Origin of the sequence: Acaryochloris sp. CCMEE 5410 (genome assembly GCF_000238775.2) — a bacterium.
Taxonomy (GTDB): domain Bacteria; phylum Cyanobacteriota; class Cyanobacteriia; order Thermosynechococcales; family Thermosynechococcaceae; genus Acaryochloris.
In genome coordinates this window covers 3,595,654-3,617,883 of sequence record NZ_AFEJ02000001.1, presented here as the reverse complement: position 1 = coordinate 3,617,883, position 22,230 = coordinate 3,595,654, and the positions used below count along the sequence as shown (strand labels likewise).

The window sequence follows — 22,230 nt, the reverse complement described above, 5'->3', positions numbered from 1 at the left end:
TCCCTCACCAATTCTTCCAGTTCAGATTAAAAATCGACATATCTGGAAACGCCGTTGGATTTTGATTTCGATTCAAAATCGCCTGCAGTTTCTCCAACTTCGGGCTTCGTCTTGGCAAATTCTCCACCAACTGATAGGGCAATACCCCCTGATCCAGCACAAACGCCGCCGTTGTTCCCGCTGCCGCCCCCGACGACCATTCAAAACTATGGACCCGATAGGTCGCCGCACTAATGTGACTCGTGGCAATACTCTTCCCCGTCACCAGCAAATTATTAATCCGAGGTGGAATCATCGCCCGCAGAGGAATTTGATAAGGATAGGTTTGCGTCGCCCCCTGGCGTTCTCCAGGCCGTTCTTGATTGCCCGGCGCTTGGGGAGGACTAAGCTGCATACAGGGATGAAAATCAATTGGATAGTGACCAATGCCCACACTGTCCGGGTAGATACGAGATCTGGTTCGCAACTCCACCTCTGCTAGCGGCACGCGATCTAAAATCACATCCAGGGTTTTTAACCCCGCCATCCGGGTGATCAAATTTCGATAATCCGGTCCCGATAAAGTGTTGCGGTAATAAGGCAACCGAAAGTTCTGCTTAGAGACATCTGTTTCCGTAATCACAAAGCCTTGAGGATAGCCATAGCTATAGCGGCCAATTAAGCGCCGACTCTCTCGCATATAGGGAAACTTGGACAAACCGTGGGCGGTGCCCATCGGTGACTCTAGCCCTTTTAAGTACTTGAGATTGGGCCAAGGCTGCTTGGGAGGATCTGCCACCTTAGAATCTGTGGTCCCGGCTACCAGCCAATAGAAATAGCCCTGGGCCAATTCTTCGCCTCCCTGCAAACTGGCAATCCGTAAGCCCCCCTGCCAATCTTGTAGTTGCCCTTCCGCCAGTAGCTGGTCTCGGGTCAAAATCAGGTTGTCTTGGGCGGTGCCAGGTCCGTAGTCATTGCCTCCCCCCCAGTTCTGCATGGAAATATCGCCTACATTTACCTCCTCATCAGCAGTACCCGGTTTAACGCTAAAAATACGGCGATAGCTAAAGACTAAGTTGGGCGTTTGGGCATAGCGAGGTTTGTCAAAACTATAGAACGGCTCGTATTCAGGGTAGAACGCAGGCGGCTGATGCACTGGCGGCGTTGCAGTGGCCTGCATAGCAAAGGTATAGGTGCTGGCCTGGGTGCAGTAAGGGTCAGCCTGGTCACTGGAGGAAGACGGTTCTAGATGGGAGCGGGGGTCGATGCCCAGGCGATAGGGGAGGTCGGCTAGCGCCAGCAATTCCCCCGTCTCTGTTGCCTCTACCACGATCCATTGTCCGGTAGTGGGTGGCTGAAATTGCAGAATCGTTTTGGTAAAGCGGTCTGAATCTTCTTCGGTGTAGCTGTCGACTAGGGTTTGGGAAAGGGGATAGGTATTGAGAGGGGGGGCTCCGGGGGCAGGCTGATGTTGAATACCTCGGACTGAAGTGATTGAATCACCCTCAGGATTGGTTTCTAGGGACTTAACCACCGTATTGGGAAATAAATGGAGCTTACCCTTCCCGTCGGCCTCCGCTGTTTTCAGCATGTCCAAAAGCAGGGTATGTCCCTGCTGGGGTAAAAAGCAAACTAGACTCACCCAGCAATCACCGGGGCGATCGCGTCCTGATACCTCAATTAATTGCTGGCGAAATTGGGCATAGCCCCTGGGGAAAATCCCGCGAGTGCGTTGTCCTACAGTTTCATCTAAGGCTGAAGTGCCCTGGGAAGAAATCTGGCCGCCCCACCAGTCGGTTAGCTCCGTCATGCACACTTCACGGCCAGCTAGTAAGGCTTCATAGGTAGTGGCCACCCCTGCCAGGCCACCCCCCACGACTAGAATGTCGCAGTTCACCATGCGATCAATCGGGCGAGGTGCTGCTAGAGCAGAGACGCCTCCCAGACTCCAGAGAGCCGTAACGATTGCCCAGACAGATCGATTCATGACGCTCGCGAATTTATAGGTGCAGCTTTAATAGGTAGGAAAAGAAGTTAAGGAGATGCTTCTGGTTCGGGCGAAGCCTCTGGACTTGGCGATGCCTCCGTATTCTCCGGACTGGGAGAGGCGGCAGGGGATTCACCTGGAGAGGGGGAGACCTGTATTGGTGGAACGCCAGGAGGTGCGGTCCCTGGTGCGGGGCTTTCTGTGCTGGTGGGTGCGGTTTTAGGAGGATCCTTCGGCGGTGGGCTGGCTTTGGGAACGGGTAGGAGGTAGAAGATCGAGGCTGCGATCGCAACACTGGCTGCACCCAATACGGCAGACGTGGATTTTTGCAGGGCTTGGCCCGACACTGCTTCTGAGCGAGACAAGGGTCGTACAGCCAGGGATAGATTGGGCAGGGTTTGTTGATCGGCCAAGAGTTGATCTAAGGCTTCCACGAGATCAAACAGCTGGATCGTGGTTAAGCCCACTCGCACTGGATCGTCGGTATCGCTGGGGGCTTCGTTGAGGAGTTCTAAGGGAATGGTCAGTTCAAACCCATCTTCTTCCTTGGGTAACAGGTGAACCGCAGACTGATCTTGGTTCAGCTTTGCCAAGCGACGATGGGGGACACCACTCATCCAGGATTGAGTACATTGATTCGTGGCTTGAATCAGGCTATTGAGCAGATCCAGACCGCCGATCAGGGGTTTTTTTAAATCCCCAAATTGGCACTCTAGACGTAGGAGCACATCTAAGGATTCTCCGAGGGCGGCATCTGTGATTGAGTTACTAATGCCTTCGAGGTTGAGGGTGCAGTTGGGCAGAATAAATGGGCGTTGGATGGTCATTGGGGTTAGGCCACTTCTCCATCAAACAGACTAGACCAAAATCGTTCCATTCCGGCTGTTCCGGTACAAAATAGCACTTGTTCCAGCAGACTCAAAGCCAGCTCATCCAGCCGGTCATTGTCTTTGTAAGCCGCAATAGCCGTACGATTGGGATTCATCCGACTGCGGAAATGACGGCGAAATCGTTCTAAATAATTGGCTAACGGCACACTGTGATCGGGCGTCAGCTGTTTCTCAGCGAGTTGCCGCTGTACATTTAAAAGCTGTCGGACCTGGGCGGTTTGGCGACGAGCGATGTGACATCCTACGGCCACCAAGGCTTTGGCTTTATCTAAGCTCAGGGAGTCGCGCTGATGAGAGCGCCGTAGGGGATTGGTATTGCGAGACTGCCAAAAGTCCACCCGATTTTCGATCACATCTTGGAGCTGCAGTTCTTCCAAGCTCATCAACATTAATTCCGAGGCATAGAGGTCTAATGCTTCGATGGCCAGCAACACAAAATCGAGCTGAATTCGGGTTCGTCGCGGACAGACCTGGGCAGGGACATCTGGGTCTGGCAACGCCTTCAGAATAGGGGAAGTAAATTGTTCAGTGGGGCTATCGGCTTGCATTACGAATCCATTACGACAAGAATACGGAAGAGATTTTGAATCAACGGCTGAAGAAACCTTAGCATTGGCATCCAGATCTAGACTGCCCGAAAAAGCCCCTCGACGATGCGTTGCTCTAAAAGTTCACACCCAACCCGGCCTGATTTGGCAGGGTATTAGAGGGAATCAGCGGGAGCCATCCAGATTGTCAACCACATTAGTGTACGATTTCTGACGTACCGTCCCCTGTCCTTTAATCAGGATAAAAGGTCATCCCATCTGTTCACCTTGCGTAAAATCACAACCCCTATGGATCTCAAATCACTGATTCGCGATATTCCCGATTTTCCCAAGCCTGGCATTTTGTTTCGGGACATTACGACCTTGTTGCAAAATCCTGATGGTCTTCGTTATGTCATCGATCAATTTACGGATGATTATAGTGATCAATCCATTGATTATGTGGTGGGGATAGAGTCGCGGGGGTTTATTTTTGGTGCCCCGTTGGCCTATCAACTTGGGGCTGGCTTTGTCCCGGTTCGCAAACCCGGCAAGCTCCCTGCCGCCATCCATGCCCAAGAATATGAACTGGAGTACGGCACTGATCGCCTGGAAATTCACCAAGATGCTTGTCCTGCAGGTAGTCGCGTGCTGGTTGTGGATGACCTCCTCGCCACCGGAGGGACGGCTGCGGCAACGGCTCAGCTTCTCGAACCCCTAGGCTGCACGCTGGTCGGATTTGGGTTTATTATCGAGCTGACGGGCTTAGCAGGGCGACAAAAGCTGCCCGATTGTTCCGTTAATGTGTTGGTGGAGTACTAGTTATCGGTAGCGAACTCCTCGGGTACACCATTAAGCGGGTGTTTCAAGGTCTGATCACCCTATTTTTGGCGTCGCTATTGACTTTTTATATTGTCGATCTAGCCCCTGGGGACTACCTCGATCAATTCAAAAATAATCCCCAGATGTCGCAAGAGCGTCTAGAAGAGCTGCGCCAAGAATTTGGGTTGGGCAATACCTGGGGCGATCGCAGTGCCGTAACCACATTTGCCGCCAAAGACATTACCGCCGTAGCCATCAAGCCCGATGGCAGCCAGATCCTGACCGGGGAGGCGAATACCGTTGCCCTTTGGGATGACCAGGGTACTGTTCTCAAGACCCTAAAAGGTCATCAAGGGGCGATTACCACCCTCGCGTTTAGTGCCGATGGCGAGGTGATCGCGTCCGGTAGTGCGGATCAAACCATCAAGCTCTGGAAAGCCGATGGCACCCTGGTAAATACCCTAGAAGGTCATCAAGGGACGGTCACAAGTTTAGCCTTTAGTAGTGATGGGAAAACCTTGGCCTCCGGGAGTGAGGATAAAACGGTGCGCCTGTGGAAAACTGAAGGGGGTCTCCTTCAAACTTTGACAGGGCATGCAGGCTCAATCTCTTTTCTGGCCTATAGTCCAGACGGTAGTCTTTTAGCCTCTGGCGGTGGGGATAAAACGGTGCGCCTGTGGAAAACTTCTGGCACCCTCCAGCAAACCTTGACCCATAAAGGGGCGATTACGGCCCTACAATTTAATCAAAATTCAGACGGGCTGGTGCTCAATACCATTGCCAATCATCAGACCTGGCAGCAATGGAATTTAGAGGGTAAATCTCTGAAAACGGAGGATTTAAATCAACTCCATTCTCAACCCATCACTGAAGCTGCCTTTAGTCCGGATCGAACCACCTTTGCCACCAGCGCTGGCAAAACGGTGCGCCTATGGTCCCAAAACGAGAATCAGCCTTTGGGAAATTTCGAAGGTAAGCAAGGCCCTCTCAAAGGGCTCCAGTTTGCCGATAATGGGGAACGATTGGTCCTGATCAATGCCGATCAGTCTGTGCAGGTGTGGCAAAAGGATCGGTCTTTAATTAAGCAGTATGGCCTCTGGCTCAAAAATATTTTTACCTTTGATTTATCTCAGATCTGGAAAGGCCACTGGGGACAGGTTTATCAAGGGAATTTTGGCGAAAGCTTTAGCTATCAGCGCCCCGTTACCGCTTTAATTTGGGAGCGGATTCCCAATACCCTGCTGTTGGCCATTGCCTCTCTAGTGATTAACTGGAGCATTGCCATTCCCTTGGGGATTGTTGGGGCAGTGAATCAGAATCAGTGGAGCGATCGCATTCTCCGTATCTTCAGCTATATCGGCCAGGGCTTTCCCAGCTTTATCACCGCCTTACTGCTGCTATTTTTGGCTCAGAGTACGCCCCTGTTTCCCGTAGGTGATATGACCAGCATCGATCATGCGGATCTCAACTGGTTCGGCAAAATTTTGGATGTGGGCTGGCATATGATTCTGCCGACGTTGGCCCTCAGCGTCACGGGATTTGCGGGTCTACAACGAATCACGCGCGGCAATATGCTGGATGTCCTCCGCCAAAACTATATTCAAACGGCCCGGGCCAAAGGCTTACCAGAAAATAAGGTGATCTATACCCATGCCCTGCGCAATGCCGTCAATCCCCTGATTACCCTGTTGGGGTTTGAATTTTCCAGTTTACTGGGGGGTGCCTTTATTGCTGAGTTCTTTTTCAACTGGCCCGGCTTGGGGCAGCTCTTGCTCAAGGCCGTCCAAGCCCAAGACCTGTATTTGGTGATGGCGGGGTTGATGATGGGAGCGGTGATGCTGATTGTGGGCAACCTACTGGCAGATATCCTCTTAGCCGTCGTCGATCCGCGCATTAAGCTCAGTAATCTGAATTAAGCCCATGAACACTGCCCTCTACTACACGCTCCGCTCTCGGGCCGATGGCAATTATTTAGCTGCTCGGCCTGACCCAGACACGACCCAGTGCTATTTGCTGCTGTTCCCTGAGCATTATGATGCCCTCAGCTATCTCAATACCCATGCTCAAGCCGCCGCCTCTAAGTTTAGTGTCGAATCGATTGGTAAAAGCCAACTACGAGGAATTATGGACCGTTGGCAATTTCAAGGCATCGGTATGGTAAAAGATCCTCTGATTCCCCGCATAGAGTTTATGAGTTTGGCAGGATGAACATTGGCATCGTTGGCCTCGGTTTAATTGGTGGTTCCTTGGCCTATGATTTCCGGGCCTTGGGATATAAAGTGCTAGGCGTGAGTCGCCAGCCCCAAACCTGTGAGGATGCCGTCAAACTGGGAGCTGTCGATGTTGCCAGTGGCGATCTCACTTCTCTGGCTCCCGTGGATGTCGTGTTTATCTGTACCCCGGTGAGTGTGATAGATGCGATCGCAGCCCGTTTAATTCCTCATTTGTCTCAAAATGCGATTCTCACAGATGTCGGCTCTGTCAAAGGATCCGTGGTGAAACGCTTAACCCCCTTATGGCCCTGCTTTATTGGCGGCCACCCCATGGCGGGCAGCGAAGAAACGGGTATTCATGCAGCCCAGTCCCGACTTTTTGCAGGAAATCCCTATATCCTGACGCCGACGGCTGAAACGCCAGCCGATGTGATCGAGACGATGAAAGAGCTAGTCAGCCAGCTAGATTGCAACCTCCATGAATGCTCGCCTACGGTTCATGATCGGGCGGTGGCGTGGATTTCCCACCTGCCTAAAATGACTAGTGCAGCTTTAATTACCGCTTGCTTAAGTGAAGCAGATTCAGAGATTCTACAACTCGCCCAATCTTTTGCCAGCTCTGGCTTTCGAGATACCAGTCGCGTGGGGGGTGGCAACCCGGAACTGGGCTGCATGATGGCTCAGTACAACCGGGAAGAACTGTTGCGATCGCTCCACCAATACCGCCACAGTCTCGATCAGCTTACAGATGTTATTGAACGGTCAGACTGGTCAGCTTTAGAAGATCTTTTGAATCAAACTCAGGCAGAACGACCTAAATTCTTATAACGCCAAGAGTAGTTATTGCTGATGTTGTTTCATCACTTCAGCGGGTAAAGGATTATTGGACAAATTTAGATACTCTAGGCGTGTGAGTGCTTTCAGCTCGGGAGGTAAGCTTTTCAGTTGGTTATAACTTAGCTCTAGTCCCTGTAAGTTAGCGAGTCTGCCGATCTCGTGAGGTACGCTCATCAGTCCGTTATTACTGAGGCCTAGCATTTGTAGGTTAACGAGTTGGCCGATTTCGGGGGGTAGATTAAGCAACGTACAAGATCCAAGGTTAAGATCCTGCAACTGAGTGAGTTGGCCAATCTCGGGAGGGAGTGAACTGACTTGGTTGAAGGTAGTTGCATATTCTTCCTTGAGGTGAAATTGCACACTAAATGCCAAGCTTTCTGGTGAAGCACCCAGGTGAAGGACTTCCAGATTGGTCAGGTGGATAATCTCAGTGGGGAAACGCTGCAGTTTATTGCTCGTTAGACTCAGTACTTCTAAGCGGTGCAGTTGTGAAATTTCTGGTGGCAGATGTGTTAACTGATTGAAATTGAGCCCCAACACTTGAAGGTTGTTCAGTTGACCGATGCTGACCGGCAGATGCTTGAGTTTATTGTATGGCAGGCCTAAGGACACTAAATTCTCAAGTTGACCGATTTCCACAGGCAGACGGTGTAGTTGATTGTAATCAACCGCTAATTTTTGTAAGTTTTTGAGTTCACCGATCTCTGGTGGAAGAGTCTTGAGTTGGTTGTGGTGCAGAGTGAGTCGTTTTAGGTTCTGTAAGCCTCCAATCTCTGGGGGTAGAGCGCTCAACCGATTATTGCGAATATCCAGCCTTTGGAGTTGTTTAAGCTGCCCGATTTCGGGTGGAAGGGTTCTGAGCTGATTCTTATAGAGGTTTAGCGACTGCAAATTCGACAACTGACCTATTTCTGGAGGCAGGCGATTGAGGTTGCCGCCAGACAGATTGAGGGTTTTGAGTTGTTTGAGCTGCCCGATCTCGGGTGGTAGCGTTTGTAAGCTATTGCCCACAAGGTAGATGATTTGAACATGTCGCAATTGACCAATGTCTGGTGGGAGTTCAGCCAAACCTAACCCCTGAAGATCTAGGGTTGTCGCTTTTGTCTCGTGGGCAGCTTGAATCCGTTTCTGAGCTTTGAGATAGCCTTTTTGTTGTGAAGCCGTAAGCGGTGCTGGTGCAGTCAGAGAAGGGGAAACATCTAGTTCTGCACCTTGACTGGTCATCCAATGATACGCACTAGATATGGAGAGAATCAAGCACAACAGTCCAGGTTGTAGCCAATACTTTTTGTGCTGGAGTTTCATAGTGTAAGCCTGCTCTAGTTGAATATGTGCTAACCCTTTGCCCATTGTGCATAAGGAATACTGTTTTTTACACAGCTTTACCTGCAAAAAGGCAGTATTCGAGATCAGTGATCAGGTCCTTGGAAAATTTGAAACACTCAGTTTTCCAACGCCAGATCACCCAAACTGAATGATTGATCACTTCGACCAGAAATCTAAAGACTCTTGGAAATTGTACCGATAGCGACAATGGGATCCAATGAATACTCCTAGGCTGGTTGGAGTCTTAATATCTCCTCCACTGCCAGTTATGGTGGTGGTTCGCTCATCTCAAATTCAATCTCTATGCAGCTAAAAGAAAAAATCCCAGTCAATATTTATCGTCCCAAAGAACCCTTAACGAGTCAGTGCCTGACCAATGAAGAGTTAGTTCAGCCCGGTGGAGAAGGAACAGTTCGCCATATCACCTTTGATTTAGCAGGGAGCGATTTTCATTATCTTGAAGGGCAAAGCTTAGGGATTATTCCAGAAGGGACCGATGAAAACGGTCGCCCTCATAAGCTGCGGCTGTATTCAATTGCCTCCACTCGCCATGGCGATCAGGGTGACGATAAAACCGTCTCCTTATGCGTTCGGCAGTTGGAATACAATCACCCCGAAACAGGCGAGCGCGTATATGGCGTTTGCTCTAGCTATTTAAACCAGCTCCAGCCCGGTGCTCCTGTTAAGATCACAGGTCCGGTGGGCAAAGAAATGCTTTTGCCTGATGATCCAGAAGCCAATGTGATTATGATTGCCACAGGCACAGGCATTGCCCCGTTTCGGGCTTATCTGTGGCGGTTGTTCCAGGAAAAGCATCCTGACTATCAATTCCAAGGTAATGCATGGCTATTCTTTGGGGTGCCCTACACAGCCAATATCCTCTATAAAGAGCAGCTAGAAGCCTTAGCCAGCCAATTCTCAGATCAGTTCCAACTCACCTATGCCATTAGCCGGGAGCAGCAAAATCCCCAGGGCGGCAAGATGTATATTCAACATCGCATTGCGGAGCAGGCAGATGTTCTTTGGGAATTGATGCAGAACGACAAGACCCATACCTATATCTGTGGTTTGAAAGGTATGGAAGGGGGTATTGATGACGGCATGTCCGTTGCGGCCCAAAAGCATGGTGTCGATTGGATCGAATATCGCAAAGCTCTCAAGAAAGCCGGACGATGGCATGTTGAGACTTATTAAAGTGAGGTCAATTAATCATTTCTTTGGCATTCGCGATATCTTCACTTTTGACTGATATCTTTAATTCCAGAGATAAGCAAACCCTTTAAACCTCATTAGCGCGTTGGGTCGTCATCAACCCAATACGTGCATTCCAACAAATATGCCCCCGAAAGGGGGCGTTTTTTTTGTGCATTAGGGTTTTGGTTTAACTCGCGGCTTGGAGTTCGTCTAAGCGGGCTAACACTTCTTCGCTATGAATCACAGGACGCACCTTGACGTACTGTTGTCGCAGAATTCCCTCTGGATCGATCAAATAAGTGTGCCGTAGGGAAAAGTAGCTCATCCAAGATCCATAGGCTTTACTCACACTGCCATCTTCATCGGCTAACAAGGGAAATTTCAAGCCTTCAGAATCACAAAACTCAGCATGACTGTCTACAGAGTCAACGCTAACGCCAATGACTTGGGTGTTGCGCTCGATATATTTCGGTAGGTCCTGCTGGAACCGTTGGGCTTCGACAGTACATCCTGGCGTAAAGTCTTGGGGGTAGAAGTATAAAACCACCCACTGACCTCGATAGTCCGATAATGACACCTCCCCATCCCCTGTATTGCTAGGCAATGTGAATGTGGGTGCAGGTTGATCCAGAGGCGGTGGGTCACCCCCCATGGCAAAAGCTGCAGGGGCAGCCACAACTAGGGAAACAATTAGCCCCAGAACAAGACAGATACGGGTTAAATGATGACGTAGCGGTTTCATATTTTGGTTATACCTGGAAAAAGAGATCACATGCACATCACTTGATTGCGCCCTGCCGATTTGGCCCGATAGAGATAATCATCGCTTCGCTGCATCCAGGTCGTCCAGTCTTCTTTAGGATGTAGGGTGGCTACACCAATGCTGACCGTTACGGAATGATCCGGGAGAAATGGTTGGCTTCCAATTAAATGGCGTAGTTCTTCCGCGACCAGATATCCACTCTCGGTATCTGACCCATAAAAGAGCAACAGAAATTCTTCGCCTCCAATTCTAAAGACCTGATCGACACGGCGCAATCGTTCTTTGAGCAAGCCGCTGATATCCCGCAGCACTTGGTCGCCAGTAGCATGGCCAAAGGCATCATTAATGGCCTTAAAATGGTCGATATCTAGGGAAGCAAGCGTCATAGAAATGCCCATCCGCTTACTTTGGGCGATAGCTTGCTCAAGGGTCTCATGGAGAGACGTTCGGTTCAGTAACCCAGTCAGTGGATCTGTGATGGCTTGAAGCTTGAGTTTCTGTTGTTGAGCATTGATCACTCGAACAAAAATCGCGGAAAAAATGCTCACCATCACTACCGTCGAGATCATCCGCAAGGCCAAGGCGGGCTCAATAATGTGCCAGGCAATGGGAAACGTGATTGACAATAGCGTGAGGTTGGCAAGCCAGGCTTTTCGCTCTGGCAGCATAAAGTAGCAGGCAATAACAGAGGGATAACACCAAAAAACTCCAATTATCCCCTGTTGAATAAATGCCAGGTTGAGAAAGAAGATGACGATGGGCACCAGTACCCACAGGGTGAGGGTATCAGAGTAATAATTGCGCTTCGTGATGGTCCAGGTATTGAAGGCAAAAATCCCATTGATTAATAGTCCACCTACGCCGAGTAAATACCGCCCTTGTAGAAAATTGTTGATGGAAAACGGTGTCATCAGCACAATGCCGACAATCGCTAGACCTAGGGATGATTGATGTAAAAAATCGTGAGCCTGCTGGGGGGAGTGGCGAGTCAACGGCGTGTATCTTTAGAAACTTCAGCAATTTTATCGGAAGAGAGCGGCATTCTTTTGTAGTAGTGAGAGGATATCCAGTGAAAAATGAGGATTTGTTGACCTCTAGGCGCTAAATTTGACTCTGGTGCCTGCTTGAGACGATCGCTATTCCATGTCTCCTAGCATGATTGAGGCTTGCTCAAGAGTTCAATGTTAAGATGGCAAAGCTGTATTTTTATTTCCTAATCGATACCCATGGCTGTCCCAAAGAAAAAGACATCCAATTCTAAGCGCGATTCTCGTCGAGCCCATTGGAACCGCAAAGCAAATTTAGCTGCTCAAAGAGCGCTGTCTACTGGCAAATCTATTCTCACAGGCCGAGCCAAAGGCTTTGAATATCCGACTAAGGATGACGACGAAGACGATGATGAGTAAGGAGTGTGGGTAAGTATTTTCGCAAACCCAACATGAGCGAAAAGCAGCGTGTTCCTCCAGGGCAGCATCTGGCGAATCGGTTTCCAGTGCTGACCTATGGTGAAACGCCGCACATTACCCCCCAAGATTGGCAATTGAAGGTTTGGGGCTTAGTTAAGGAACAAACCTTTGCCTGGTCTGATATCTTAGCCTTACCTCAATCGAATTTCACCGCTGATTTTCATTGTGTGACTCACTGGTCCAAGCTAGATGTAAGCTGGGCCGGTTTTGCTGTGTCTGAACTGATGCAGCTTCTCGAGCTGCAGCCAGGTGTTACCCATGTGATGCAGCATTGTTATGGGGGTTACACCACGAATCTCACCCTCGACGATTTCCTACATGAGCAAACCTTTTTTGCCCATACCTTAGATGGACAACCACTCCCCGTTGATCATGGTGGGCCTTTACGGTTGGTCGTGCCCCACCTCTATGCCTGGAAGAGTGGAAAGTGGCTGAACGGTTTAGAATTTTTGGATCACGAACAGCTCGGGTTTTGGGAAGAAAATGGCTATCATCGCCGAGGAGAGCCATGGGCAGAAGAACGCTACAGCAGTCGCTGAAAATTATTGCAGTGCATTCTTGAAGTTTTTGGGACCCTGATAACCGGAATATTCTGCTAAATCGATTAAAGATTGCTGACCCGAATAGTAGTTATCGCCAATCTTCCACGTTGGGAATCCGGCATCTCGGCCAATGATAGGTCGTAGTTTTTCGCTGGCTTTGCCTAATTCTGCTGTACATAAATCCACTTGTGGACTAGGACCTTCCGGTGCACATTCAACATAAGGCATTTCAGAAATGGCTTGGACCCCAAACAGCTGTTTCTGAGCTGCACAATGTTGACACCAAAAGGCACCAAACATTTTGACATCCGTTTGTTTGAGATGTTTAGCTAGCTCCAGCTCAGCTTCTCCAGAGGAATCGGTGATGGTAAAGAATACCTGGCCCGTTGCAGATGTGATCTTGTACTCTGTGTCTGAATTGGCTGTTGCAGGCTTATCGATATGTGAGTAGATACCTAAAGTGCCAACTAACGTCACCACTGAAACAATAATGCCTGTAAAGACAATCTGACCGACATCCTCCCATGACCGTCCCAGAATGGTGAGGAGGAACATCAAGGTGGCCAGAGTCGCTGAGGCAATGCAATAGATGCAAATAGCGCCAGCGCCAAAGGGCACCACAAACTTAGCGTACATGATGTACATCAGGTACCAACTGAAGAACATCATGGCAGTGGATCCCATAAATAACAGGAACCAGGTGGTGTTCTCAGCGGTTGCTCGCAACTCTTTATTGTCACTACCGATGGCCAGGGGGGCCAAGGCAAAAATAGCCATGGCAATATAAGCCAGCAGGCCAAACAATGCTAGGGGTTGACCTAAGACGGTGGCATAGGGACTAGACAGAACCAGATCGCATCCCTCTGTAGGACAGGCTGCTTCTCCACCTGCCAGTTTGGTGGCCGTCAAATATCCTGTATTCGTAGCCCCCAAAACAGCAAGGGCTCCAATCAGTGGTCGTGACCAACGATGTAACCCAGAAGTCTTTGTACGACGGCGTGGCATAGGTGTTCCCTAAGTTGAATATTGATAGACGCAAGACTCATTTATCTTAGACCATAACCCTGAGAACTTTTTGAGCAGAAGATCCCTGATCCGTTGACAATAGGGACAATAGTCGTTGTAACAGTCTTGATAATGACGATCTCTCAGTGGTTTACGATTGCCAACGTGTTTGTGCTGCCCTTCTGGGCATTAATGATTATTTTGCCCCAATGGGATTGGACCCGTCGCATGCTCACGTCCTATTTGCCCTTTGTGGGCTTGGCCATTGTGTACACCTCCCTATTTGCTGTAGCGCTGACACCTGAGTCTGCCAAGGTCTTAGCGAATCCCACCCTTGCTGATATTGCTCAGTTGTTTGGTCAAGAGCAGATCGCAGCGGCAGCTTGGGTGCATTTTTTGGTGATGGATTTGTTTGTAGGACGCTGGATCTACTGGGAAGGTCAGCGCACAGGTATCTGGACCAGCCACTCCTTGGTGCTCTGTCTGTTAGTGGGTCCCATTGGTCTGCTGTCCCATATTATGACGGCGGCGATCTCGGAGCGTTTCTCATCTGCTGAGACAGTAGCGGCTGAGGAATAGAAATGGCGAAGACAATGGTTTCAATTCGAGCTGCCGAACAGGGCGATGTCTCTGCATTGTTTGCGTTGATTATTGAACTGGCCCAGTATGAGCATTTAGAAGATGCAGTCACCGGGAATGCAGATGCCTTAAGAGAGCATTTGTTTGGAGATCAATGCTATGTGGAAGCTCTGGTGGCTGAAATCGATCAGCAGATTGTGGGCTATGCGCTGTTCTTTACCAGCTACTCGACCTTTTTAACGCGGCCGGGGTTGTACTTGGAGGATTTGTATGTGCAAGCGCACCATCGAGGCCAAGGGGTGGGTAAGGCTTTGTTAAAACACGTGGCAAAGCTAGTGGCAGAGCGGAATTATGGCCGCTTGGAATGGAGTGTTTTGGATTGGAACGAATCTGCGATCGCATTCTATGAAACACTAGGAGCAACCGTTCTCCCCGACTGGCGAACTTGCCGAGTTACGGGGGCTGCTCTCACCACTCTAGCCTCAGGATAGTGTTATGACGTTAGCACCAGATACCCTAGACGGGTCTCAACTCCTCCAACAACTCCTAGACGGTCAGTCCTTGACCCAAGCAGAAGCCTCGCAATTAATGGAAGGCTGGCTTCAAGACGCTGTGCCTCCTGTCCTGTCGGGAGCGATCTTGGCCGCCCTGCAAGCCAAAGGCGTGTCAGCAGACGAGCTATCAGGGATGGCCACCGTGCTCTTGCAGCAATCGGTGGAGTCAGGGGTAGCAATGCCCAGCCCCTTGATTGATACCTGTGGGACTGGAGGCGATGGCGCTTCAACTTTTAATATCTCCACTGCCGTTGCCTTTACGGCTGCCGCTGCTGGGCTCCCAGTGGCCAAGCATGGCAACCGCTCTGCTTCTAGTCGGGTTGGTTCTGCTGACGTGCTGGAAGCCTTGGGCATCAATCTGGCTGCTCCACCGGAAAAAATTCAGGCTGCTGTGGCAGAAGTCGGGATTACATTTTTGTTCGCTCCGGGCTGGCACCCGGCCATGAAAGCAGTGGTGCCCCTGCGTAAAACCCTAAAAGTACGCACCATCTTCAATCTATTGGGGCCTTTAGTGAATCCTCTCCGACCCACGGGGCAGGTCCTAGGGGTTTACGATCCAGCATTGCTGTATCCCCTCGCCTCGGCACTTAAGACTCTGGGTGTGCAAAGAGCGGTCGTTTTGCATGGGCGAGAAAACTTAGATGAAGCCGGATTAGGCGATCTGACGGATATCGCAGTGGTTGATCATCAACAGGTCAGCCAGGATATTTTAGAGCCTGCAGAATTAGGGTTGACTGCAGCGCCTCTGACGGCCTTACAAGGGGGTGACGTGGACGAAAATGCCGCTATTTTGCAAGCAGTGCTCCAAGGCAAAGGCACAGCCGCCCAAACGGATGTTGTGGCCCTGAATACAGCATTGGCCTTATTTGTCGGTCATGCTGTAGAGACCTATGGTGAGGGAGTAACCCAAGCCAAAGCCATTCTGGCTAGCGGTGCTGCTTGGCAGAAGCTACAAGCGTTAGTGGCCTTTTTACAGCAGGCTTAAGTTCCGTTTTCGGAACAATCTAGAGACTGTGCCAGAATGAAGGTCATGCATTGTCATTGCGTTTTTGATTGTGATTGAGGTCGAAGTCCACCGCCAACTCCATGCTTTCTTGCGAGAGCAAGGATCTGACCAATGGCCTCATCACCTCACCATTGCTCGCCTCGTCGCTCGGGCGTTTCGGCTGCGACGGAGTGCCCTGATTCAAATTAGTGCTGCCGCCAAACACCAGGGACTCCATCGGCTGAGCTATTTAGCTCCCCTGATGATTTGGCGAGAGGCGGTGATCTTAGTTGCCCCTCTGGCTGCACAACAGCAATTGCTCCGGGCTGAGATGCCCCACCTTCACGAATGGATGCAGATCAAAAAGCCAATTTTGGCTGCTGACCATTGGCCCGGAAGTCACTTTAAAGGCGTTTTACTGGTCACTCCAGAGGTATGGTTACGAGACTACCTGACCCAGGCCTATCAATTTCCCACTGATATTCCTACCCTGATTGATAATGCTGACCAGCTTGAAGGTTGGGCTCAGCAACAGCTCACCCTGTCGCTCCACCCACCGGACTGGGAGCAACTGATTTGGTGTTACCCGCCGCTGCTAGAGTTGATTCGGGAAACTCGGGTTAAGCTAACTCGTGCGCTTTTCCAGCACCCTGAGAATCCCTATGGCCACACCCTGATTGAGCAGAAAGAACGTCAAATTCTAGCCCAGCTACATCAAGCGATTCTGGCTCATGGTATGGCCCTTAGTCCGTCGAATTGGCAGCAGTTTTGGCAGGCCTATCAATCGGATCATCATCTATTGTGGAGTGGCCTGAACCGCGACAATGGTGCTTTTACGTTGTACTGTGCTCCCAATGAAGTCAATCTCAGCTTGCAGGGGCTATGGTCGCGACAGCCGGTTGTGCTGATGGGTAGTGGCTTTGACCTTGAACCTGAGGCGAAGCTGTTTCGACAGCAACTGGGCCTTGAAGACATGACCTATGTTCAATTTGGAGCCCATCGAGAGGCGGAAGCGGTGCAGCTGTACCTCCCTGATGGCTTACCTATGCCCAATACCCCTTCCTTTCAAGGGGCCTTACTGAAGCAGCTGCATCTCCTGATGGTCGCCAATGCCCAGCCTGGGGGACCGACGGTCATTATTATCGAAGACACACCGATGCAGCGCCAAATGGCGACAGCGATGGCCTCGGAATTTGGCTCCCGGGTCCAACTGGAAACGTCGGATCTGGATGCAGAAACGATTCTGATTACCGGCTGGGACTATTGGTTACAGCATCAGGCTACCCTGCCAATTCCTGCCCTGCTGGTTGTGGCTACTCTGCCCATCCCCTCCTTGGAAGATCCGCGGGTAGCGGGTCGAGTGGCTTACTATAAGCACCATCGCCAAGATTGGTTCCGACTATACCTATTACCCACTGCCTTAAGAACGCTACAGGCTGCGATCGCACCCATCAGACGTCATCAAGGTATCGTGGCGCTCTTCGATAATCGGGTCTTACATCGCAGTTATGGCCAACAAGTCTTAACAGCCATGAGTCCCTATTCGCGCATTAACTATTTGGATGACAGCTTGTTCGCGACGTCGTCTGGTCAGCAGCGGCTCTAGTGAACGGGACCGTATCTTAAATCAGGATGATCCCTCTGTTATCCATCCCCATTTTGTCGATAAGATTTAGGCAGTACTGTTTGCGACTTTAGTGGTCTAGATTAGGGAAAAGAAATGGGTGAAGCAAAACGTCGTCAAGAAGCATTAGGAAGCGACTACGGTAAAGAATCCAAAATGGTGTCTTGGTTCCCTTTGACCAAGAGCCAGCTGGAAAAAATTTATAACTTGGTAATGAAAGGGAGTTGGGTTGGTGTATTCATTGTGCTGGCCTCCTGGTTAGTGGTGCGGTTTGTTGGACCGTCCTTTGGGTGGTGGGAATTGGTTCCCAAAGAAGGCTTATAAGGCATGACATCATAGGCTGCTGAGTTGAGTCTGCTTGAGTCATCCTTAAGCACTGGCTTCTAGGCAGCCATTCTTCTCTAAACCATGATATGGTTGGTGGTTGCTGAGCTTTTCGTAATCTTGCTAACCTAAAGGGTAGTAGCTTAAAGTTCTCCAACGGCGGCATAGCCAAGTGGTAAGGCAGGGGCCTGCAAAGCCTTTATCCCCAGTTCGAATCTGGGTGCCGCCTTTGACAAAATAACCGCTAGAAGCAAGTTGCAGGGCGATCTGGGATTGTTTCAGATGATGTCTGGTTGACTCAGAATAGGTCAGGTTGATTCAAGATTTTAAGTACACTTCTAAGTACACCTTGCTTTGGATATTGAAGACAGTCTGACTCAAGCGAATGCGCGTTTGAAACAAGCTAAACTGCGGGTTTCCATCTATCGCCGTGGCAATACGTTTTGGTTGCAAGGCACTTTTCCGCCTAAGCCTCACATCACCCACAAAACCAAGCCCTATCAACAGCGATTTTCACTCAGGCTGCCAGTCAATACAGTAGGACTGCAGCAAGCAGAACGGCAAGCCAAGCTGATTGGAGCCGAACTCAGTTTGGGACAGTTTACTTGGGAGCCTTATCTTGCTGTTCAAGATAAGGATGAGCAACCCAAGATAGTGAAAGATTGGATTGCTCAGTTTGAAGATGGCTACTGGAAGCGGCGGAAAAAGACAGTCAGTAGCCAGAATACTTGGAAGGTATAACGCCAGGTTTTTAACAAGTTACCTTCAGAGCGCTCTTTGACTCTAGATTTATTGTTGGAGTGTATCCACAAGATCGAACCGGACTCTCGTGCTCGTCCTGACTTTTCCCGCGAAGCCTCCTGGGTCGCTAACTGCCAGCCCTCGACTAGGAGATTTAACTTAGCCCATCCTTTCCATGGCACTTGAATCCCAATCGGTGTGTTGCGACGATGCTCCAGGTATCCTCCAAGGCGTGCAACCGCTTTCACGGCCCATGAAACAGTGAGGGTTTTGGGAACCTTCGGTGTCTTCGCACTGAGAACTTTAATCTGTAAAGGTGTGACGACATCTTGAGCAGGCCGTTGAGGGGATGTGCGTTCTAAGTAGGTCAAGCGTAACAGTTCTACAGCAGTGACACACAGGAATCCTAATAAGGTTTTCATCCCCTCAGCAGCCAAACGATACCGCTCCACTTGAGTTCCCGATTTGAGAATTTTGTGATATTCCTCCACTCTCCATCTGTACGTGTACCAGCGCAAAATGGTCTGGGCCATCTCCACAGTGGTGACCGCTTCACTCGTGAGCAACATCCAGGACACTGGGTCTTCGTCCTCTGGGGGATCTACTTCTGCGGCATAGACGGTGTAGACCTTATCAGCTAGACGGGTGGGTCGCTGCAGTTGAACGAGACAACAGCGGGCTGTACGTGCACTCCGGTCTTTCGTTGTGGGTAAGTCAATTTCATACTCGAATTGAACCCTTTGGGCTTCCAATTTTTCCCACAGCCGATGGGGGGCTTGCTCAAGCCGACGATTATGTGAGGCTCTAACCACAACCTCTGTGTTGTTGAGATGGTTGAACTACTCAAACACTTCGGCGATGTCTCCTTCTCGGTCAAACACATGAATGGAACGAGTAGAAGGATTGTTTAGCAATTCAACCCTGATAGATTCACTGAGGTTGGCAGCTTCTGGTGGATAGCTTCAATCGAATCTCCTTGGTACTTGAGCTGAAATCCCATCTTTTTGCAAAGAGACTGCATCGCTCTGTTGTCCGGGAGAATATCAGCCTTGATGGCTTCCAAACCTTCCACTTCTCCAACCTGTAGCAGTGATTTGAGCAGCTCTGTCCCTAATCCTTGCCCTTGAAATTGATCCTGAACCAGCATCCCAAACTCCGCCGATTGAGTACCATGCAGTTTACTCAATCGGGCGACGCCTAAGATCTGATGATCTAGGGATTGGGGATTTGCATACTCAGCGACCAAAGCGATTTCACAGTCATAATCAACAAAACAAATGCGAGTGAGCCGTTCATGGGAGACCCGAGTTTGTAATTTCATCAGATGAAAGTAGCGAAAGTATATACTCTCTTCTGACAAATTTTGATGGAATTGAACGATCAGAGGTTCATCTTCAGGACGGATAGGCCGAATCGTCACTGGCCAGCCATTACCCATGGTCCACTGGTGGACATATTGAGAAGGGTAGGGTCGAATGGCAGTGCGAATGGGCTGCTTTTCGGCTTGGGGATAGAGAATAATCCGGGCATCTAAGGCTACGATGTGATGCTCTGAGACAAGCAGAGGATTAATATCAATTTCCTTGATCTGGGGATACTCAACGATAAGATGACTAAACTTAATTAAAATCTGCTCCAGCTGATCCAAATTAACGGATTGGTGTCCCCTCACTCCTTGTAGTGCTTGATAGATTTTAGTCTGTTCCATCAGGCGACGAGCTAGTGTGGAATTAAGAGGCGGTAATCCTAAGGCCCGGTCTTGGAAGACTTCTACTAACTGTCCACCCAACCCAAAGAGGATGACGGGGCCAAATTGAGGATCGGGACTACTGCCGAGAATCAGTTCATAGCCATTGTGGTCTAACATCGGTTGGACGGTTACGCCTAAAAAGGCTTGCTCACCATAGGACTGCATATTCTGCTGAATCAAAGCAAAGGCCCCTTGCACTGCGGCAGCATTAGGGAGATTGAGATGGACACCCCCCACATCCGTTTTATGGGTAATGGTGTGGGAGTGGAGTTTGAGGACAACGGGATAACCGAGGGTCTCCGCAAACGCGACGGCTTGTTCTGGGGTTTGGGCCAAATGGCTGGGCACAGTCGGAATGCCGTAGGACTGGAGGAATTGCTTGGATTCCCATTCGCTCAGGAGGGTGCGATCACATGCCGTAGCATCCCCTAATATCTGCTCCATGTGCTGCCGATCCAGCTCCTCCGCGTCTTCAATGACAGGGGTTTCATAAAGGGACCGCAGCCGATAGCTATATTGACTCATTAAGTTAAAGACCTGAGCCGCTGTATCGGGATAGGGCAGCGTAAACAGACCCGCTTGATTGAGCAGGGCTTCCCCTGCCGCGACATCTTCACCGCCCATCCAGCTTGCCAAGAGGGGCTTATGGGTAATACCTTGGGCAGTTTGGATTAAGGTTTGGGCAGTTTGCTGGGGATCGGTCATGGCTTGAGGTGTGAGAATCACCAACAGGCCATCACTGCCTGGGTCTTGGGCGGCAACTTCAAGGGCTTGGGCATAGCGTTCGGGGGTAGCATCTCCCAAAATATCAATGGGATTATGGTGACTCCATTCAGCGGGTAAAAAGCGATCTAAAGCCTGGTGGGTTTCGGGTGACAGGGGGGTGAGATGCCCACCTCCGCGAATTAAGGAATCTGTCGCTAGGACACCGGGTCCCCCTGCATTGGTGACGATGGTCAAGCGATTGCCTTGAGGTCGCGGCTGCTTCGCCAACACCTCGGCCATATTAAAGAGTTCATCAATGGTATTCACCCGCAACACCCCACATCGACGGAAGGCAGCGTCTAAAACATCGTCACTGCCCATCAGCGCTCCTGTATGGGAGGCAGCTGCTTTAGCAGCTTCTTGGGTTCGCCCCCCTTTGATCACAATAATGGGCTTACTGAGGGCAACTTCCCGTGCTGCCGAGAGGAAAGATCGGGCATCCCCAATCGCTTCCATATAGATAACAATGCTGTGGGTGTGAGGGTCGTCACCCAGATGGTAGATTAAGTCTCCCCAACTGATATCTAGCATGGAGCCAATGGAGACAAAGGCACTAAACCCCACATTTTCCCGCAGGCTCCAGTCCAGAATTGAGGTGCATAATGCGCCACTCTGACTCAAAAACCCAACGTTTCCTGGACGCGCCATCGTACTGGCAAAGGTGGCATTCAAACCATAGGGTGGACACATGAGACCCAGACAATTTGGTCCAATAATTCGTAAATTGCCCTGACGAGCCGTTTGCAAAATTTCCTGCTCTAATTGCTGTCCCGCTTCACCAGTTTCCTTAAAACCCGCAGAAATGATGATCGCTCCTCTGACGTCAGCATGGATACATTGCTGGACTGCAGACAGTACTCGGGGGGCAGGGATGGCAATAACAGCCAGATCAATTTGCTCAGGGATCGAGAGAATATCTGTATAAGCCTTAATCCCAAGCACACTAGAGCGCTTGGGATTAACAGGGAATACAGTGCCGCCAAAGGGACTACTAATTAGATTCCACAGAAGGGTGCGTCCGACACTATTGGGTTTTTCTGTGGCGCCAATCACAGCAACCCGTCGGGGGGCAAAAAAAGGCTGTAGGGGGGTGTAGTCATAGCGAAGAATATCATGGGCCGGATCAACGGAGGGCGTTGTCATCATGGGCTTATGTCACGAAATGAAGAGGTCGGTGAGGTTAGTTAAAGGAATGATGGGCTGAGTGTGGCCTGGACTGAAGCTTTGATTGGATCGACTTCAGGAGCTAGGGATAGGCAACTTATAGAGGTGATGGCTACCTCAATGGATACTGGGTGAAAACGTTGTGGAGCATCAGTGAGTCTAGAGTCTATTTCATGGCGATTGCTACAGATGG

Annotated in this window: 19 protein-coding genes, 1 tRNA gene and 4 pseudogenes; 15 read left to right on the top strand and 9 right to left on the bottom strand. The window is 50.1% G+C overall.

From position 1 onward, the window contains the following. Nucleotides 1-4: 4 nt before the first annotated feature. The 3 genes from ON05_RS16580 to ON05_RS16570 are packed head-to-tail and all read right to left on the bottom strand — an operon-like array spanning nt 5 to nt 3,404. Complete coding sequence (locus ON05_RS16580) at nt 5-1,966, bottom strand: FAD-dependent oxidoreductase (protein ID WP_010476004.1); 1,962 nt, start codon at nt 1,964-1,966, stop codon at nt 5-7. 47 nt (nt 1,967-2,013) lie between these two features. Next, the gene (locus tag ON05_RS16575) at nt 2,014-2,793 is read right to left on the bottom strand and encodes a DUF4335 domain-containing protein (RefSeq protein ID WP_010476005.1); all 780 of its coding nucleotides are present in this window, start codon (nt 2,791-2,793) and stop codon (nt 2,014-2,016) included. 5 nt (nt 2,794-2,798) lie between these two features. After that, nucleotides 2,799-3,404, bottom strand: a complete 606-nt coding sequence (locus ON05_RS16570) for a DUF3038 domain-containing protein (RefSeq protein WP_010476006.1) — start codon at nt 3,402-3,404, stop codon at nt 2,799-2,801. A gap of 288 nt (nt 3,405-3,692) precedes the next feature. Between ON05_RS16570 and ON05_RS16565 the strand changes: the two genes are divergently transcribed. The 5 genes and pseudogenes from ON05_RS16565 (at nt 3,693) to ON05_RS16545 (ending at nt 7,246) form a co-directional block, all read left to right on the top strand. Then, a complete protein-coding gene (locus ON05_RS16565; RefSeq protein ID WP_010476007.1) occupies nt 3,693-4,205 on the top strand; it encodes an adenine phosphoribosyltransferase in 513 nt (170 codons plus the stop codon). A gap of 143 nt (nt 4,206-4,348) precedes the next feature. Next, nucleotides 4,349-5,131, top strand: a pseudogene (locus ON05_RS38580) (WD40 repeat domain-containing protein); the annotation flags it as partial. Between the two features lie 141 nt (nt 5,132-5,272). Beyond that, nucleotides 5,273-6,121: pseudogene (locus ON05_RS38575) on the top strand (ABC transporter permease); the annotation flags it as partial. Nucleotides 6,122-6,125: 4 nt separating this feature from the next. Beyond that, nucleotides 6,126-6,413: a hypothetical protein gene (locus ON05_RS16550; protein WP_010476009.1), complete on the top strand. Its 288-nt coding sequence runs from the start codon at nt 6,126-6,128 to the stop codon at nt 6,411-6,413. After that, on the top strand, nt 6,410-7,246 hold the full coding sequence (locus ON05_RS16545; RefSeq protein WP_010476011.1) for a prephenate/arogenate dehydrogenase: 837 nt from the start codon (nt 6,410-6,412) through the stop codon (nt 7,244-7,246). Before ON05_RS16550 ends, ON05_RS16545 begins: the two co-directional genes overlap by 4 nt. A 12-nt stretch (nt 7,247-7,258) precedes the next feature. On the opposite strand, the gene ON05_RS16540 is transcribed toward ON05_RS16545, so the two are convergent. After that, on the bottom strand, nt 7,259-8,560 hold the full coding sequence (locus tag ON05_RS16540; RefSeq protein ID WP_175307239.1) for a leucine-rich repeat domain-containing protein: 1,302 nt from the start codon (nt 8,558-8,560) through the stop codon (nt 7,259-7,261). Nucleotides 8,561-8,893: 333 nt separating this feature from the next. Between ON05_RS16540 and ON05_RS16535 the strand changes: the two are divergent. Continuing rightward, nucleotides 8,894-9,775 (top strand): annotated as a pseudogene (locus ON05_RS16535) (FAD-binding oxidoreductase); the annotation flags it as partial. A gap of 187 nt (nt 9,776-9,962) precedes the next feature. On the opposite strand, the gene ON05_RS16530 reads toward ON05_RS16535, so the two are convergent. Then, a complete protein-coding gene (locus tag ON05_RS16530) occupies nt 9,963-10,517 on the bottom strand; it encodes a peroxiredoxin (RefSeq protein ID WP_010476016.1) in 555 nt (184 codons plus the stop codon). Nucleotides 10,518-10,543: 26 nt separating this feature from the next. Then, nucleotides 10,544-11,530, bottom strand: a complete 987-nt coding sequence (locus ON05_RS16525) for a GGDEF domain-containing protein (RefSeq protein WP_010476019.1) — start codon at nt 11,528-11,530, stop codon at nt 10,544-10,546. A gap of 234 nt (nt 11,531-11,764) precedes the next feature. On the opposite strand from ON05_RS16525, the gene rpmF reads away from it, so the two are divergent. Both rpmF and ON05_RS16515 read left to right on the top strand, forming a co-directional pair. Next, the gene (gene rpmF, locus ON05_RS16520; protein ID WP_010476021.1) at nt 11,765-11,944 is read left to right on the top strand and encodes a 50S ribosomal protein L32; all 180 of its coding nucleotides are present in this window, start codon (nt 11,765-11,767) and stop codon (nt 11,942-11,944) included. A 5-nt stretch (nt 11,945-11,949) separates the two neighbouring features. Further along, nucleotides 11,950-12,543: a sulfite oxidase-like oxidoreductase gene (locus ON05_RS16515; RefSeq protein WP_010476023.1), complete on the top strand. Its 594-nt coding sequence runs from the start codon at nt 11,950-11,952 to the stop codon at nt 12,541-12,543. 3 nt (nt 12,544-12,546) lie between these two features. Here ON05_RS16515 and ON05_RS16510 read toward each other — a convergent pair whose 3' ends face one another. Further along, on the bottom strand, nt 12,547-13,551 hold the full coding sequence (locus ON05_RS16510; RefSeq protein WP_010476024.1) for a vitamin K epoxide reductase family protein: 1,005 nt from the start codon (nt 13,549-13,551) through the stop codon (nt 12,547-12,549). A gap of 132 nt (nt 13,552-13,683) precedes the next feature. Between ON05_RS16510 and ON05_RS16505 the strand changes: the two genes are divergently transcribed. The 7 genes from ON05_RS16505 (at nt 13,684) to ON05_RS16475 (ending at nt 18,358) form a co-directional block, all read left to right on the top strand. Further along, nucleotides 13,684-14,130 carry an ABA4-like family protein gene (locus ON05_RS16505; protein ID WP_010476025.1) on the top strand — a complete coding sequence of 149 codons (447 nt, stop codon included), beginning with the start codon at nt 13,684-13,686 and terminating at the stop codon, nt 14,128-14,130. 14 nt (nt 14,131-14,144) lie between these two features. After that, nucleotides 14,145-14,621, top strand: a complete 477-nt coding sequence (locus ON05_RS16500; protein WP_010476026.1) for a GNAT family N-acetyltransferase — start codon at nt 14,145-14,147, stop codon at nt 14,619-14,621. 4 nt (nt 14,622-14,625) lie between these two features. After that, the gene (gene trpD / locus ON05_RS16495) at nt 14,626-15,669 is read left to right on the top strand and encodes an anthranilate phosphoribosyltransferase (protein WP_010476028.1); all 1,044 of its coding nucleotides are present in this window, start codon (nt 14,626-14,628) and stop codon (nt 15,667-15,669) included. 64 nt (nt 15,670-15,733) lie between these two features. Further along, entirely contained in the window at nt 15,734-17,275 is a 1,542-nt protein-coding gene (locus ON05_RS16490) for a helicase C-terminal domain-containing protein (protein ID WP_010476029.1), read from the top strand. Between the two features lie 114 nt (nt 17,276-17,389). Next, nucleotides 17,390-17,617 carry a DUF2839 domain-containing protein gene (locus ON05_RS16485; protein WP_010476030.1) on the top strand — a complete coding sequence of 76 codons (228 nt, stop codon included), beginning with the start codon at nt 17,390-17,392 and terminating at the stop codon, nt 17,615-17,617. A 158-nt stretch (nt 17,618-17,775) separates the two neighbouring features. Continuing rightward, a tRNA-Cys gene (locus tag ON05_RS16480) sits at nt 17,776-17,846 on the top strand. 125 nt (nt 17,847-17,971) lie between these two features. Then, nucleotides 17,972-18,358: a hypothetical protein gene (locus ON05_RS16475; protein WP_010476031.1), complete on the top strand. Its 387-nt coding sequence runs from the start codon at nt 17,972-17,974 to the stop codon at nt 18,356-18,358. Here ON05_RS16475 and ON05_RS16470 read toward each other — a convergent pair. Both ON05_RS16470 and ON05_RS16465 read right to left on the bottom strand, forming a co-directional pair. After that, nucleotides 18,304-19,278: pseudogene (locus tag ON05_RS16470) on the bottom strand (IS4 family transposase); the annotation flags it as partial. The gene ON05_RS16475 and the pseudogene ON05_RS16470 sit on opposite strands and share 55 nt — an antisense overlap. Next, complete coding sequence (locus ON05_RS16465; RefSeq protein ID WP_029315339.1) at nt 19,266-22,019, bottom strand: bifunctional acetate--CoA ligase family protein/GNAT family N-acetyltransferase; 2,754 nt, start codon at nt 22,017-22,019, stop codon at nt 19,266-19,268. The gene ON05_RS16465 and the pseudogene ON05_RS16470, both read right to left, overlap by 13 nt. Between the last annotated feature and the right edge of the window lie 211 nt (nt 22,020-22,230).